Annotated in this window: 14 protein-coding genes and 1 rRNA gene; 8 read left to right on the top strand and 7 right to left on the bottom strand. The window is 63.4% G+C overall.

Annotation, left to right across the window (positions count from 1 at the left end; all coding sequences use genetic code 11):
* Positions 1-86 (top strand): 5S ribosomal RNA (gene rrf, locus AC1DKD_RS15580); the annotation flags it as partial.
* Positions 87-208: 122 nt separating this feature from the next.
* A complete protein-coding gene (locus tag AC1DKD_RS15575; protein ID WP_477111832.1) occupies positions 209-1,561 on the top strand; it encodes an XAC2610-related protein in 1,353 nt (450 codons plus the stop codon).
* Between the two features lie 59 nt (positions 1,562-1,620).
* Here AC1DKD_RS15575 and AC1DKD_RS15570 read toward each other — a convergent pair whose 3' ends face one another.
* Positions 1,621-2,535: an adenylate/guanylate cyclase domain-containing protein gene (locus tag AC1DKD_RS15570; protein ID WP_477143428.1), complete on the bottom strand. Its 915-nt coding sequence runs from the start codon at positions 2,533-2,535 to the stop codon at positions 1,621-1,623.
* Positions 2,536-2,817: 282 nt separating this feature from the next.
* Here AC1DKD_RS15570 and AC1DKD_RS15565 point away from each other — a divergent pair, with 282 nt between their 5' ends.
* Both AC1DKD_RS15565 and AC1DKD_RS15560 read left to right on the top strand, forming a co-directional pair.
* Positions 2,818-3,432, top strand: coding sequence for an HD domain-containing protein (locus AC1DKD_RS15565; protein ID WP_441629629.1), 615 nt, complete (start codon positions 2,818-2,820; stop codon positions 3,430-3,432).
* Positions 3,433-3,463: 31 nt separating this feature from the next.
* The gene (locus AC1DKD_RS15560; protein WP_441629630.1) at positions 3,464-4,585 is read left to right on the top strand and encodes a patatin-like phospholipase family protein; all 1,122 of its coding nucleotides are present in this window, start codon (positions 3,464-3,466) and stop codon (positions 4,583-4,585) included.
* A 131-nt stretch (positions 4,586-4,716) separates the two neighbouring features.
* Here AC1DKD_RS15560 and AC1DKD_RS15555 read toward each other — a convergent pair whose 3' ends face one another.
* Both AC1DKD_RS15555 and AC1DKD_RS15550 read right to left on the bottom strand, forming a co-directional pair.
* A complete protein-coding gene (locus tag AC1DKD_RS15555; protein ID WP_441629631.1) occupies positions 4,717-6,186 on the bottom strand; it encodes a coniferyl aldehyde dehydrogenase in 1,470 nt (489 codons plus the stop codon).
* A complete protein-coding gene (locus AC1DKD_RS15550) occupies positions 6,183-7,091 on the bottom strand; it encodes a sterol desaturase family protein (RefSeq protein WP_441629632.1) in 909 nt (302 codons plus the stop codon). Before AC1DKD_RS15550 ends, AC1DKD_RS15555 begins: the two co-directional genes overlap by 4 nt.
* 142 nt (positions 7,092-7,233) lie before the next feature.
* Between AC1DKD_RS15550 and AC1DKD_RS15545 the strand changes: the two genes are divergently transcribed.
* The gene (locus AC1DKD_RS15545; RefSeq protein ID WP_477111833.1) at positions 7,234-8,142 is read left to right on the top strand and encodes a LysR family transcriptional regulator; all 909 of its coding nucleotides are present in this window, start codon (positions 7,234-7,236) and stop codon (positions 8,140-8,142) included.
* A 67-nt stretch (positions 8,143-8,209) separates the two neighbouring features.
* On the opposite strand, the gene AC1DKD_RS15540 is transcribed toward AC1DKD_RS15545, so the two are convergent.
* The 4 genes from AC1DKD_RS15540 to AC1DKD_RS15525 form a co-directional block, all read right to left on the bottom strand.
* On the bottom strand, positions 8,210-9,295 hold the full coding sequence (locus AC1DKD_RS15540; RefSeq protein ID WP_477111834.1) for a mechanosensitive ion channel family protein: 1,086 nt from the start codon (positions 9,293-9,295) through the stop codon (positions 8,210-8,212).
* Positions 9,296-9,307: 12 nt separating this feature from the next.
* The gene (locus AC1DKD_RS15535) at positions 9,308-9,502 is read right to left on the bottom strand and encodes a hypothetical protein (protein WP_441629635.1); all 195 of its coding nucleotides are present in this window, start codon (positions 9,500-9,502) and stop codon (positions 9,308-9,310) included.
* On the bottom strand, positions 9,468-9,818 hold the full coding sequence (locus AC1DKD_RS15530) for a hypothetical protein (protein ID WP_441629636.1): 351 nt from the start codon (positions 9,816-9,818) through the stop codon (positions 9,468-9,470). The genes AC1DKD_RS15535 and AC1DKD_RS15530 overlap by 35 nt, the downstream gene beginning before the upstream one ends.
* 210 nt (positions 9,819-10,028) lie before the next feature.
* A complete protein-coding gene (locus AC1DKD_RS15525) occupies positions 10,029-11,015 on the bottom strand; it encodes a hypothetical protein (RefSeq protein ID WP_441629679.1) in 987 nt (328 codons plus the stop codon).
* 409 nt (positions 11,016-11,424) lie between these two features.
* Here AC1DKD_RS15525 and AC1DKD_RS15520 point away from each other — a divergent pair, with 409 nt between their 5' ends.
* The 3 genes from AC1DKD_RS15520 (at position 11,425) to AC1DKD_RS15510 (ending at position 14,467) form a co-directional block, all read left to right on the top strand.
* Complete coding sequence (locus tag AC1DKD_RS15520; protein WP_477111835.1) at positions 11,425-12,753, top strand: DUF3300 domain-containing protein; 1,329 nt, start codon at positions 11,425-11,427, stop codon at positions 12,751-12,753.
* Positions 12,754-12,755: 2 nt separating this feature from the next.
* Positions 12,756-13,610 carry a DUF2950 family protein gene (locus AC1DKD_RS15515; protein ID WP_477103847.1) on the top strand — a complete coding sequence of 285 codons (855 nt, stop codon included), beginning with the start codon at positions 12,756-12,758 and terminating at the stop codon, positions 13,608-13,610.
* A 236-nt stretch (positions 13,611-13,846) separates the two neighbouring features.
* Positions 13,847-14,467, top strand: a complete 621-nt coding sequence (locus tag AC1DKD_RS15510) for a TetR/AcrR family transcriptional regulator (protein ID WP_477143427.1) — start codon at positions 13,847-13,849, stop codon at positions 14,465-14,467.

Raw genomic sequence — 14,467 nt, 5'->3', positions numbered from 1 at the left:
CCCCTTCCCATCCCGAACAGGACCGTGAAACGACTCCACGCCGATGATAGTGCGGATACCCGTGTGAAAGTAGGTAATCGCCAGGCTCTCCCTTGAAACCCCCCAGTACGAAAGTACTGGGGGGTTTTGCTTTTGCGGCGGCGATTATGATGAACCGCTGGCCTGGACGTTGCGACCAGTCCCCAATCCAACCTGCTTGACGCTTGCTATGAGAATCGCCTGCCTCGTCTTCGTCCTGGCCGCGGCAAAGATGAGTCCCGTCTTTGCCTCCGATTTCCTGGTGCCAGGTATCTATCGACTCGAAGCCGGTTCCAACCTGAGTGCGGCACAAAGGTTGCAAGGAAGGCCCGGCGAAGAGGATGTCGAGCACTTCGAACATGCCATTCCCGCAGCAGCGGATGCGACATATGCCGTGGTTTCGTATGAGTCCGATTCCCATCGAAACAAGCTGATCTTCCTTGTCGATCAGAATTACCGCACCGACATCAATGGTGCCAACAGGCTTTGCGTCGCCTATGCGTTTCCGGCTTGGAACGACTACTCAAAGTCCCAGCCATTTTGCCGAACCAATATCGGCACCGGCGAAGCCATGCTAAGGGGGAGCGATTCAGCATTTACGGTCGCCTGGCAGCCCAGGAGAGCATTCAAGCGCAGCGAGGCAGTTCCGCCCAATCGTCGACCCACCCCAGACGAAGTCGGTGCTTGCGCGCTCGGCGTCTGCGAACCGGCGGCTTACGGCCGGGCAATCCACCACTATGAAACGACATACTATGCCGATCGCTTCAAACTGGTGACGCCGCGCACCTATGGCGACATCCTCTACCTCGAAAAGGCGGTGCCAGTCTTCGCGCAGGCAGATCGTGCGTCGCCAGTTGCCAGCCTGGACGCCGGGAGCTTTGTCGCCGTTCTTGCCAGCAGACGGGATTGGTACGAAGTCGAGCATGTCCATCGGGACGGATCGGCTTTCCATGGCTGGATCGACCGGGATGATTTGTTCGAACTGAAGTGGGTTGAGCAGAAGGCCAGCACAAAGGACTTTCGCTTTCGCGTCGCCTTTCGTCCTGATAATGACGCGCCAGAGGCTGCAGTGCCGGTGGCCATCGAGGTGCTGGACCGAAGAACCGGTCGGCGCCTGCAGGTCCTTCGCGACTTCGATTCAGAGGGACAAACCGCCGACAAGGAATTCCTGCAAGTCGTCGACGCCAATTTCGATGGCCACCCGGACATAAGCATCTTCGGCATGTCGGGTGGCGCAGGTCCAAACAACACCACGCACTTCTTTCTGTTCGATCCGGTTGCGCGGCAATTCGTCCATAACGAGGAGTTGTCCAATTTGCCGCAGATATCCATTGACGCCAGTCGCCATACGGTGATGTCGGCACAGCGTGGTAGTTGCTGCAGTCACTCCGCTCAGACTTTTCGCTATATCGACGGGAAGCTGACACTGGTTGCCGAATGGGACGAGAGCTTGTCGGCAGACGGGAAATGGCTGGTGACGACGTCCGGAGACCTGGAGAACGGCAAGATGCGCTACCGGACCAAACGAAAGAAGGCGCAGTAGAGCTGATCTGCCCCCAAAGCGGCATCACCGACAGGATGCATGCCGTTGGCCTTGCATTCTCATCCACGCCCTTCGACGTACAAAAAGAACTCGACCCGCTCACCCGCATATTCCATCGACTGGCCAAACGTAATCCAGCCATGGCCCCTGAGCGTGACTTCGTCGCGGCGCAGAACGAACTCATCTTCGCCATCGATGGTGACGTGCGTGCCATTCGAGCTGCTGTCGATCAGCACATATCTGCCCGCGCGAGACTCGACCGTGGCCTGGAATCTCGACGCTTGCCGGTCCGAAACGACAATGCTCATGCCACTATCACGGCCGATGGTCACCGGCAGGGATGCGGCGTTCATTTCGAGCAGCGTCTCCCGGTACCTTAGCGTGAGCAGCGCGGAGCGCAGCGAGCGCGGACTTGCGTTGGCCATGACGGTCATGTCGGCGTTCTGCTCCCATATTGCTTCGAACAACTCGACTGGCGGTTCCTTGCCGCRCACCTGGATCGGATACAGGTAGCGCGTCATCTGGCGCAGCCTTGCAGACAGGTGTTCCACCGCATCCTTGCTGGTGATGATCTGGCCGCGTGACGCGAGCTTCGTCAGGCGAGCCGCGAGATTCACGGTGTCACCAAATACGTCGCCCGATTCGTCTGACAAGACCGGTCCATGGTGAAAGCCGATATGGACCGACATGGGAACACTGGCGATGGGAGGAAGTTGAGAAACAGCCACTTGCATGTCGAGTGCCGCCTGCATCGCCTGTTCGGCCGAGGGAAACAGCACCATGACCTCGTCTCCGATCGTCTTGACGACCCGGCCCTGGGATGCGCCGGAGCAGGACTTCATGACAGAGATACAGCGGCCGATGGCACCGAAGGCAACCGTATCGCCGGCCAATTCATATAGCCTTGTGCTGCCACTGACGTCCGCGAACATCACCGAGCCATCGGACGCCTCAGGTTTCGGTTCTCGGTCCATATGCATCTCAATCCGTTCGGTCGATCAGCTGGCCGTCAAAGCGTTTGTCCGCAAATCGCGAGCTTCCACCTTTGGCATTCTAGGCACCGTCACCGGGCTTGCCCAACCTGCATAGACGGGATTTCTCGCAATAGTGCGGCCGCGTACGCTGGTGCCGGCCCGCCACCGCCTAATCGGCCTTAACGGAGCGCATACTCGGGCTGGCCGGAGGGTTCCGGCACGTGACCCGGATGCGACCCGGATGCGACCCGGTTGGTGGCTCCTTGGTGTCAGGGAGGTGAAATGGACGAGATGCAAGCGCGTTTCCTGGCGCTGTGGTCGCGCAGTGGCGGCATCCACGCCGAAGCCGTCCATGCCGACCTGGTGCTGCATTACGCCGAACCGGCGCGCCACTATCACACCCTGCGGCACATCCGCCGCTGCCTGCGCGATCTCGATTGGGCGCGTGGCGCGGTCCCCGATCCCGACGCCGTGGAACTGGCGCTGTGGTGCCATGACGTGATCTTCATTCCCGGCGCCAGGGACAACGAGCAGCGCAGCGCCGAGTGGTTCCTGCGCTGGGCGGGGGATGGCATCCCGGCGGCGGGGCGCATTGCCGACATGATCCTGGCGACCACGCACACCGCAGTGCCGGCCGACCCGGATTGCGCCTTTGCCGTCGATATCGACCTCGCGGTTCTCGGGGGCGGACGCACGCGCTTTCGTCAGGACGGGGCGCGCCTGCGGGCCGAGCGTCCCGATCTCGACGATCTGGTCTATGACGCCCGCGAACGGGCTGTGCTGGATGCGCTGCTGGCCCGTCCCCGCATCTATTACACGGAATTATTCCAGGCCCGCTGCGAAGCCCGCGCCCGTCGCAACCTGACGTGGCGGCTTGGCCGGCCGGCGCCGCATTGAGCCGCAGACGCCATCGATCGAGGAGACCTCCATGTCCCAGCGTGCCAGAGCAACAGTGAGCGGAGCCCGGCGTTCGACCCCGCGAACGGCGCCAGGCCGCCGGGCAACGGAGGAGGGCAGCGGCAACCAGACGCCATCCTCCCCGGTTCGCCGCATCAATATTGCGCTGCAGGGCGGCGGCAGCCACGGGGCGTTCAGTTGGGGCGTGCTCGACCGCCTGCTGGAAGACGGCCGCATCGAGGTCGACGGCATCAGCGGTACCAGCGCCGGCGCGGTCAATGCCACCGTGCTTGCCTACGGCATTGTCAGCGGCGGGCGCGAGGGGGCGCGCCAAATGCTTGAAGCGTTGTGGCGCGGCGTCGCCGAATGCGCGCGAATGAGTCCTCTGCAACCCACCTGGTTCGACCGGATGCTGGGGCTCGACCGGTTGAACCTGTCGCCCGGGTGGCTGCTGTTTGACCATATCACCCGTTTTTTTTCTCCGTACCAGCTCAATCCGTCCAATCTGAACCCGCTGCGCGACATGCTGGTCAAGATGATCGATTTCGATATCTTGCGCAACTGCCGCAGCCCCAGGCTCTTCCTGTGCGCCACCAATGTATTGAGCGGCCGCATGCGGGTGTTCACCAATCACGAGATCGGCATCCAGGCGGTGCTGGCGTCGAGTTGCCTGCCCAGCTTGTTCCAGGCTGTGGAGATCGAAGGGGAGTATTACTGGGACGGCGGCTACATGGGCAACCCGCCCATCTACCCGCTGATCTACGAGACCGACAGCCGCGATGTACTGATCATCCGCATTAATCCGATCCGCATTCCCGATGTGCCGACTACGGCACGCGAAATCCTCGACCGCGTCAATACGCTGAGTTTCAACTCGTCGCTGATGCGGGAAATGCGCGCGATTGAGTTCGTCTCCCGGCTGATCGACGAAGGCGCGCTGGATCCGGCGCAATACCGGCGCATGTTCATCCATAACATCGATGCCGAGACCGAGATGGCCCGGCTTGGGGTATCGAGCAAATTCAACGCTGACTGGCACTTCTTGCGCGAGCTCTACACGCTGGGGCGCGAGCGCGCCGATAGCTGGCTGAAAGCCAACTTCAGCGCGCTGGGAGCGCGGTCGTCGACGGATATTCTTGAGACTTTCCTGTGAGGAAGATGGCGTGCCTGCAGGCGTCCGGAGACCCGTCTGGGAGGCGGTTCGCAGGGACGCCGGCGACCTCGCGTTACGCGGCGGCCAAATCGCTTGCGCGTGGCCGCCGCTCCGGTTTCTCACTGGGTCGCTCAGAACGGCTTCTTCACCGCCGGATCGCCGTGGCCCGCAAACAGCTTCAATGTCAGGCGCTGCGCCAGGTTCCCGTAGGGCGGATAAAACAGCGCGATGGGAAAGAAGCGATGCCGCTTGAATACCGTGCGCGCATGCGACAACTCGCGAAAGCCCTCTTCACCGTGATAATTGCCCATGCCTGACTGGCCCACGCCCCCGAAGGGGGCGTCGTGGTTGACCACATGCCACGCCCAGTCATTGATCGTGACACCGCCCGAATGCGTGCGCGCGAGCAGCTTGCCGCGCTCGGACGCGTCATGGCTGAAGCAATACAAAGCCAGCGGGCGCGCTTGCCGCTGCACCATTTCGATGGCCTGCTCGTGCGTGTCGTAGGGCACCACCGGAAGGACGGGCCCGAAGATCTCTTCGCGCATCAGCGTCATATCCGGTGTGCAGTTCGTCACCACATGCAGCGGCAAGCGGCGTCCGGGGCCGATCTCGCCGCAGGGGATCACCGTCGCGCCCTTGGCGCGCGCATCCTCCAGCATGTCCTTGATGCGCGCAGCGTGGCGGTCGCTGGCCAGCGCCGTGTAATCCGCGTTCCGCGCGGTACGCTTGCCGTAGAGTTCGCCGAAGCTGTGGACCACCGCCTTGACGAATTCGTCCACGCGCTCGCGTGGCACCAGCGCGTAGTCGGGAGCCACGCAGACCTGTCCGCAGTTGATGCCCTTGCCATGCGCGATGCGCCGGGCGGCCTCGCGCACCGGATAGTCGCGCAGGACGATCGCGGGCGACTTGCCGCCCAGCTCCAGCGTGACCGGTGTGAGATTGCGCGCTGCCTGGCCCATGACGATACGGCCCACCGCCGGCGAACCGGTGAAGACGATATGGTTGAATGGCAGGGCGGTGAAGGCGCCTGGGTCCGCGAGTTCGCCGCCGACCAGCGCCACGTGGTCTTCGGCGAAGACCTCGCCCAACATCTGCCTGAGCGTGGCGTTGGTTGCCGGCGTGGTCTCCGGCATCTTGATCATGACGCGGTTGCCCGCTGCCAGCGCCGCCACCAGCGGCCCCAGCGACAGGTAGACCGGGAAATTCCAGGTGGCAATCACGCCGACGACGCCCTTGGGCTGGTAAGTCACGCGCAGGCTGTTGCTGGCAAAAAGCAGTTCCGGCCGGCGGCGGCTTGCACGCATCCAGCGGCGCACATGCGAGATCGCGTGATTGATCTCCAGCGTGGTCGGCAGCACTTCCAGCATCTTTGTTTCCGCGAGGGAACGCTCGCCGAAATCCCGGTCGATCGCCTCGGCGAGCACGTCCTGGTATCGCAGGAGTTGCCTCTTGAGCGCGCGCAGGTGCTGGCGCCGCTGCCCGGCATCGGGGCAGGGGTTTTGCAGGAAGGCGTGGCGTTGTGCCTCGAACACCGACTCCATGCGGGCGCTAACGATGGCTTGCTCAGCCAGTTGCTCTGTCAGCGTGCGGTCGTTCATGCCGACCTCCGCTGTTCCGTGCCTTGCGGGGCCGCATCGGCGTCCGCTTCCGGTTCCACATAAGCGCGCCCCCCGAAGCGCAGCGCCGAATGCTCTCGACGCGACTGGACCAGTGGGTAGAACATCTGGATGTACCAGCGCTCCTGCCCGAACAGCCGGTCGTCCTGCAAGCCAATCCCCGCTGGGTATTTGCGCGTGATGTGCGCCGAGCCGAAGAGGATGTCCCAGAAAAACAGGAGATTGCCGAAGTTGCCCTTGTAATGCCCGATCCCATCGTCGTTGGTGATCGCGTGGTGCGCCCAGTGCGTGGCAGGCGTCGAGATGGTCCGCTCCAGGATCCACATCAGCGGGCGCAATGCGCGGATCCGGTACAAGGGCTCGTCCCAGCGCCATGCGCTGTGCGCCCCAAGGATCACCGTCAGCTTGATGACAAGGTACGCACCATAGACCTTGGCAAAGCCCAGGTAGAGCAGGACACCGGCAATCCACAGCCCCGGCATCATCAGGTAGTAGAAGAAGTTGTTGCGGTACGTCACGCGGATGCTCATGTACTGCGCGGTATGGTGCGCGCGGTGCAAGGGCCACAGCAGCGGCGAATGCGATATGCGGTGCCACCAGTACTGGGTCATGTCGTCGCAAACCAGCAGGATCGCGGCCATGGCCCACCACGGCAGGTTCGCCCACGCCCCTCGCTGCTCCGGCATGAGCCAGGCGCAAAGCTCGCCCGTGACGAGCAGGACCAGGGGCTGCGTGATGGCGATCAGGCTCAGGAACATGGCCAGTTCCAGCCTGGTGTCGTCCTGGGTGGCGTTGACGCTCGTCTGGTAGCGGCGCGTAACAAACTCCATGCCGGCAAAGCCGAGCATGACGACCGCGATCAGCATGTTCTGTAGTTGCATACTCATTGGGGGGTGTCTCCGATCTTGCTCTATGGTCTGAACGGTCCAGGCCTTCTGGCGCCATCAGGTCCGAACGACTTTAGGCTTGCCGGGGTAATGCGTCCAATGCATACTATGCAACGTTCCAATGCGTCAGGAGCAACGCAACATGATGGACCTTCGCCGTCTCAGCCATGTCCTGGCGCTCGCCGATGCACTGCATTTCGCGCGGGCGGCCGAGCGGGTCCACCTCAGCCAGCCGGCCTTCAGCCGCAGCATCCAGGCCATCGAAAGCGATCTCGGCATCCGCCTGTTCGACCGTGACGTGGGCGAGGTCAGGCCGACTCCGGCGGGCGAGTTCGTGATCGAACGGGCGCGCAGGCTGCTGTTCGATGCGCGCTGCCTGCAGCGCGATGTCGATCTTTATCGCGACAGCCGGCTGGGCGATACCGCCTTYGGGGCCGGACCATTCCCGGCCGCCACCCTCATGCCACGGGCGTTGTCCGAATTGCGCCGCCTCTATCCCAGGGTTGCCTTGCGCGTCGAGGAGAGCAACTGGAAGCAGTTGCTGGAACGCTTGCGCGCGGAGGATATCGAGTTCTTTGTCGCGGACGTGCGGGATTTGCCGGAAGATGCGGCTCTGGAGATCCGGCCGGTGGGCGCCCAGCGCGGCGGCTTCTACGTTCGTGCATCGCATCCGCTGGCCTCGCGTCAGTGCACATTGACCGAGGCCTGGCACTACGGTGTCGCGGCCACGAAAGTACCGCGCATCGTGAAGGCCGAACTGGCAAGGGTGCTTGGATTGCCGGCGGGCCAGGAAGCCCCGCTTGCGCTTGAGTGCGACGACTTCACCATCCTCCGGTCCGTGGCCTTGTCCACTGACACCGTCCTGGCCGCGACGCTGACGTCGGTGCAGGCCGATATCGATGCCGGCGCGCTGCTCCCGTTGCATATCCTGGGACTGCCGGCGCTGTACTCCGAGATGGGTGTCGTGAGCCTTCGCAACCGCACGCCGTCGCCCATGGCGCAACATGCCATCGCGTGCATCAGCCGGGTCGCCAGTGAGGTCAACATATAGCCAGCGAGGCGAGGGCGGTGGCACGCACCAGGGGCTCTGTCCGAGCGTGCCGAAAAGGGTGCCGCGACTACGCCGGGCCGCCTTGATCCTGGCCTCGCCATTGCCCGGGTTTGACCACTACCGGCTCCGCTGGCTGGGCCATGAAGTGCAGCGACATGATCTGCACCCCGTTGCGGTTGAATTCGTCCTGGATCTCGGCGTGCAGGGACGACAGCGCCTGCGGGCGTAAAGCGGGATCGTCGATGGCCACCATCAGCTCGTACTCCACGTAATAGTCGGACAGCGCCCGCTGGAGCACGAACGGCGTGGGCACCATGGCGACATGCCGCATGCGCGATGCCGCCGCCAGCAGCATGGCGTGGACCTGCCGCCATGGCGTGTCATAGCCGATGGTGACGGTGGTTGCAACCAGGGCGCCACGGTCCGTGGCATGGCGCGAATAGTTGACGATGGGAGAGGCCACCACGACGGCATTGGGAATGGTGATCTCTTCATTGCGCACGTTGACCAGCTTGACCGATAGCGTATCGAGCGACATCACCGTGCCGGTGTTTTCCCCCAGCGTGACGAAGTCGCCGCGCTTGAGCGCGCGCGAGTAGACCACCACCATGCCGCTCATCAGTTGATTGACGATGCCCGCCGATCCCAGCGTGATCATGAAGCCGAACAGCACGCTCAGGCCCTTGAAGACGTCGCTCTGCGAGCCAGGCAGGTAAGGGTACGCGAAGACGAAGCCCAGTGCCCACACCAGCAGCACCACGACACGGCGCGTGGCGCCCGCGGTTTCGCGATGCATGCCGGTTAGCTCCAGCCTGCCCCGCTGCGCAGCTTCGAAGATGTTGTTCACCATGGCATGCACGGCGCGCGTGATCAGCAGGATCACAATCGCGGTGATGATGCCCGGCAACGCCTGGATGCCGCTCAGCGCAATGCGGGTGAGCAAGCCAAACAGCATCGCACCCAGTCGGGTTCCCATCGGCTGCGACGCAGGGAACTGCTCCAGCACGAAGATCAGCCACAGGTAGAGCAGCAGCATGAAAAGGAAGAGTGCGATCAGCTGAACCAGTTGCCGTGCCAGCTGATAAGCCGATCCCGTCCAGTCGAAGCCACGGGAGGTGCGGCTGAGCAGGTGTGCCTCTATGATCCGCTGCATGGAGGCATAGGCCTAGGCGCGCAGGCGCGCAATCGCCCAGCTCAGCAGCCCAAGAAGCGCGCTGGCCAGCAATGTCAGCGCTACGCCCCGTATCAGCACCGGCCAGCGCATCTGGTCGCGCCGCGCGGTCATGGCCTGTTGCAGGCGCTCGGCGATCTGGCGTACGTCGGCATCAAAGGCCGTGGTATCGCCGCGGCTCGCGGTCATGTTCGACGTACGAAAACACAAGCCGGTTGCCGATGCGAAAGGCCACGCCGTCTTCGCCGTCCAGTCTGTTGGATACCCATTGGACAGGCAGGGCGAGTTCGGCACGTGTCAGGCTGGCGAGGTTGGCCTCGGCACGCTCGCGCCGGGCCTCGGGCGGCACGCCGGCCAGGGTTGCGCGGAACGAGGCGATGGGGCGGTCCAGCAGGGTTACCGTAGGTACCGCCGGTCGTTCAATGGCGCCGGAATCCTGCGGGGCGCTTTGCGCATGGAGCGTCCCGCAGGCCGCGGCGAGGATCACCCAGATCAGGCTGTTCAACAACTTAAACCAATCGCGCATTGCCACGGCAGGCCCTCAATGGATCGCAGCAGGTCCAGATCTCATTCCAGCGCGCAGGCGCGGTCCTGATCCTGATCATTTCCAGTTAGCGTAAGTCCGCGGCCAGCCAAGCGGAATTCACATTTTTCGACGCGCGATATTAGGACTTCAACGCGGGAGAGTCCCGGTCGTCGCCTGACTGCCGCGGCGCTAGAAGCTGGCGGCCAGCCCCAGCGAGACGCCCGATACGTTGTTGCCGAATACGTAGCGCACCACGGCGCGTATGCGCGTCACGAACACTTCATGCGCGCTGGTATCGAGTTCCAGGCCCGTGCCCAGGGTCGTCAGGTTGGTGAATCCGAGGATTTCGGACTGGCTGCCAAGATAGCGCGAGTGCGAAAGTTCCAGTACATAGCGCACGGGCCGGTCCAGGGCGCGCAGCCCCGTGGGCGCGCGCCAGCGCGCGTACAGGTTGGCGGTCTGGGCAGAGGCCGATCCCTGCACGGCTTCCGAACTGCCGCCGAAGCTCTGGAGATGGATATTGGTGTATCGCAACTCGAGGTCGATCTCGTGGGTTTCCCGGTAGTGCTCCCAGTCCAGCATGACCGAGCCGCCTAGCCCGTAGGCGTTCAGGGTGCCGTGGTCCAGGAAGTTGATCTGCCGGTCGGTGATGCGCTCCGTGACAAACTTGGCCACCGAGAGATCGCTGGCTACATAACCCAGGGAGAAGTTGAAGATGGGCCGGAACACCAGTTCCTTGTTCTCCGTCAGGGGGAAATCCCAACCAATCCCGCCGGTGGCGGAGACCGTGTTCCACTTGGCCGGCACGGATCTCGATTCTGTTCCATTGGACGCAACGAACTGGGGATCGTACCGGCTATAGGCGATAGCGCCCTCGAGGTAGATTGGAAATGACTTGCTCATGGTCGCGCCGCCGCCTAGCTGCGACATCACGATGCCGGGGTTGCCGGAGCTGGCGTTGTTGATCGACAACGAACTGGAAGTCAGGTCCGGCACCACGGAATAAGACATTAGCGACAGCACGCCGTTGGCGCGCTTCTGCACGCTGGCGTTCAGGAAACTAAAGTCGGGGGCGCCCTGGGCGCCAGCCAGCGCAGGCGCAAGCATCAACGCGCCAATGGCGATCCGGCTGCGGAAAGCCGCGCCGAGGGGCCAGGATCGGCTACGCCGTTGCATGGCGAAACGCGATTCGAGCGGATAGTGCTTCATCTCAACACCTTCGTTCCAACTCTTGCGCAATGGCCCGGATCGAGACGGCACGGCCAACGCCGATGGCCATGGGGAGCCTGGGCTCGTTCCCCCCCAAGATATAACGTAGACGTCAATGATGACGGTATAACGGCTCAGGTACGTTCAATTTCCTTTTGCGCCTACATGAATTGTTTCGATGCCACTTGCATCCGCGGAATGCTCTGCATTTCTGTCCATCTGTTTTCCTATTTTGTTTAAGGTGGACCAAAGAGATTTTGAATTGCCACGCCTGTTAGCCGTCGCATATTGTGCAGACTGGCCGGGCATCCAGGAAAGCCGCTGGGCGCCAGCGTGTTGATTGAGCCGATGCCTGTCTTTTCGTGGAGAGGCAAAAATGCGTCGCTTGAGAGTGTTGGCCACCTGGTGGCTTGGGCTGCTTCTGCTGATCCCGGCCGGCGCTTCGCTGGCGCAGTCCAAGCTCGATCACGGACAACTGGACCAGCTCATGGCGCCGATTGCCCTTTACCCTGACGCCTTGCTTTCCCAGGTGCTGATGGCGGCGACCTACCCGGAAGACGTGGCGGCGGCAGCGGCATGGTCGAAATCAAACCCCAGCCTCTCCGGGGATGCGGCCACCAAAGCCGTGGCCGGGGAGCCCTGGGATCCCAGCGTGCAATCGCTGGCGGCATTCCCTTCGGTGCTGGACCTGATGGGCAGGCAGCCACAGTGGGTGCAGTCGATCGGCAACGCCTTTCTCGACCAGCCCAATGACGTGATGGATTCCGTGCAGCGCTTGCGTGTGCAAGCGCAAAAGGCGGGCAGCCTGAAGACGACCGAGCAGCAGAAGGTGGTGACGCAGACCACCGGCGGCACCACGGTGGTGCAGATTGAGCCGGCGAATCCGCAGGTGGTGTACGTACCTGCCTATAACCCCACCGTGGTTTATGGCGCATGGCCCTATCCGGCCTATCCACCCGCCTATTACCCCCCGCCTCCCGGCTCAACGTTTGCCTCGGCCATGGTCGCCGGGATCGGGTTTGGTCTTGGCGTTGCGGCGGTAAACTCGATGTGGGGCGGATTCAACTGGAACAACCATGACGTGAATATCAACGTCAATCGCTATAACAACGTCAATGTCAACAACCGGCTCAACGTCAATAGCGCCAATACCAACTGGCAACACAATCCGGCGCACCGCGGCAATGTCCCGTACAACAACCCGAACGTGAGCAGCCGCTACGACCAGCAGCGCCAGGCCGGGCTTTCCAGCCGGCAACAGGGCGCGCAAAGAGCCGCACCCGCGCCGGGCTCCCGGGATGCGGCCCGCGACCGCGCAGCCCAGTCGATGGAGAGCCGTACCGGGCAATCCATCCCCGGCCATGGTGGTGCGGGAGAAAACCGCGCGGCAGCGCGCGGCGCGGCCGGCGAGCAACGCAACCCAGCCGGCGCCGACCGGCAACGGGCCGACCACGCCGATGCACGCAACCGCTCGCGCGATGCCAATCGAGACAGCGCGTTGCGCGATGCGGGCAATGGCGACAAGGTGAGGCAGCAATCGCAGCGCGCGGCCAGGGATAGCGGCGGCGCGCGGCAACAGGCCGCACCCAGGGCCGCGGCCCGCGATCCGGGCCAGCCCAGGGCGGCGGCACCCCAGCGCGGTGGTGGAGGGGGAGGGGGCCACCCTGGCGGTGGTGGTGGATTTGGCGGCCATGGTCGGAGATAAGCATGATACGCAACTTCGTAGGTGCCCGAACCGCGCGTGGGCTGCGCGTCCTGGTGGCCGCGGCAGCGCTCGCGATCGCCGCCCCGGTCTTTGCCCAGCATGCATATCCCACGCCGGAGGCGGCGGCGAATGCCTTGGTCGATGCCATCTCGAGTAGTGACAATGATGCGCTCAAGCAGGTGTTGGGCCCGCAATATCCGTTCTTGATACCGGAGGGTGGCGTGCATCGCGATGACATCTATGCTTTCCTGGCCGCCTGGGCCAGGCAACATCAGATCGAGAAGACCGGCGACAACCGGGCCAGTCTCGTCGTGGGCGAGAGTGGCTGGTCGTTTCCGATTCCCATGGTCAAATCCGGCGATGGCTGGAAGTTTGACCTGCGTGCCGGCCAGCAGGAACTCCGCGCCCGGCGTCTCGGCCGCAACGAGCTGGAAACCATTGCCATGCTTCGCCAACTGGCCGAAGCCCAGCAGCAATACGCCACGGAGGTCGGTAACGGCGCCTATGCCAAGCGCCTGGTAAGCCGGGCCGGTAAGACCGACGGGCTGTATTGGCCAGCGGACTCCGAGGGCGACAAGAGTCCGCTCGGGCCTGATGCCCTGGTGATGGGGGCGGATACGCCCGCCGCGGAAGCGTTCCATGGCTACCATTACCGTATCGTCCCGCCGGGCAAGGGCAGCGACGCAAAGTATGTGTTCCTTGCCTGGCCGGTGGCGTATGGAAAGACTGGCGCGCACACATTCGCGCTCGACAGCAGCGGTACGGTCTATGCGCGGGACCTTGGCGCCGGCACGGCGTCGCGGGCCAAAGCGATGGGGACATTCGTACCGGATGCCGGCTGGGCGAAAGTGGAATAGGACTCGCGCGGGGACCTTGCCGGGATCACGGCACCCGTCATGGGATTCTCAAGAGCCGGGTGGCACATGTCGCATAATGCGGCTCTTTGTCGCTCATCGAGAGTTCCGCCGTCATGCCAACGATCCGCAAGCCCGCGACCCGGCCGCCAGGCCGGGCAAGCACGTCCGCTCGCAAGGGGGCGCCCGCGCGCCGTTCGGCGAAGGCACTCGCGGCAGGCACGGAGCAGCCACCCGCCATGYGCCCCCCGCGCCAGTCGCGCAGCGAGCAAAACCTCGACAAGATGGTCAAGGCCGGCCGTGCGCTTGCCGAGCAGCGCGGCAATCTGGATGAGATTTCGCTGAACGACGTGGTCGGCGCGGCAAACACATCGATTGGTGCCTTCTACGCGCGCTTCAAGGACAAGGAGGCTTTCCTCGCATTCATGCTCGAGGCCGCGCTGGCCGAAGCCGAAGCGATCACCCGGCAATCGATCGCGGAGGATCCGGTCTGGCAAACTGGCCCGGCATCCGCCATCGTCGAGCGCATCGTGCGCATCTACGTCGGCCGGTTCCGGCAGAACCGTGGCCTCTTCAAGGGATTCCTGCGGCATTACTCGGCCACAGGCAGCGGGGACAATCCCATGCGGCAAGCCAACCGGCGCGTGCAGGACTTGCTTGTGCCGTTGCTGGCCAGCCAGCTTGATTCGCCGCGGCCGGCCCATGCCACCTTCGAGGTACGGGTCGCCATTCAATTCCTGGTGGGCACGCTGGCCAATATATTGCTCAACGATCCGGGCCCGTTGCATCTCGAAGGACGCAAGCTGGAAACCCATCTCGTCAGGATGATGAGGCGCTACCTGCTGTTGCCGGAGGGTTAG

Source organism: Cupriavidus sp. 05T313, from assembly GCF_056396665.1.
Note: the sequence above shows the minus strand (reverse complement) of the source record. Positions and strands in the feature narration are given on the sequence as shown.

What these genes read in the sequence shown, in the direction of transcription:
- AC1DKD_RS15550 (WP_441629632.1), bottom strand. Translation starts at nt 7,091, where the DNA reads ATGAGTATGCAACTACAGAACATGCTGATCGCGGTCGTCATGCTCGGC.
- AC1DKD_RS15520 (WP_477111835.1), top strand. Translation starts at nt 11,425, where the DNA reads ATGCGTCGCTTGAGAGTGTTGGCCACCTGGTGGCTTGGGCTGCTTCTG.
- AC1DKD_RS15515 (WP_477103847.1), top strand. Translation starts at nt 12,756, where the DNA reads ATGATACGCAACTTCGTAGGTGCCCGAACCGCGCGTGGGCTGCGCGTC.
- AC1DKD_RS15535 (WP_441629635.1), bottom strand. Translation starts at nt 9,502, where the DNA reads ATGACCGCGAGCCGCGGCGATACCACGGCCTTTGATGCCGACGTACGC.
- AC1DKD_RS15525 (WP_441629679.1), bottom strand. Translation starts at nt 11,015, where the DNA reads ATGCAACGGCGTAGCCGATCCTGGCCCCTCGGCGCGGCTTTCCGCAGC.
- AC1DKD_RS15555 (WP_441629631.1), bottom strand. Translation starts at nt 6,186, where the DNA reads ATGAACGACCGCACGCTGACAGAGCAACTGGCTGAGCAAGCCATCGTT.
- AC1DKD_RS15560 (WP_441629630.1), top strand. Translation starts at nt 3,464, where the DNA reads ATGTCCCAGCGTGCCAGAGCAACAGTGAGCGGAGCCCGGCGTTCGACC.
- AC1DKD_RS15575 (WP_477111832.1), top strand. Translation starts at nt 209, where the DNA reads ATGAGAATCGCCTGCCTCGTCTTCGTCCTGGCCGCGGCAAAGATGAGT.
- AC1DKD_RS15540 (WP_477111834.1), bottom strand. Translation starts at nt 9,295, where the DNA reads ATGCAGCGGATCATAGAGGCACACCTGCTCAGCCGCACCTCCCGTGGC.
- AC1DKD_RS15565 (WP_441629629.1), top strand. Translation starts at nt 2,818, where the DNA reads ATGGACGAGATGCAAGCGCGTTTCCTGGCGCTGTGGTCGCGCAGTGGC.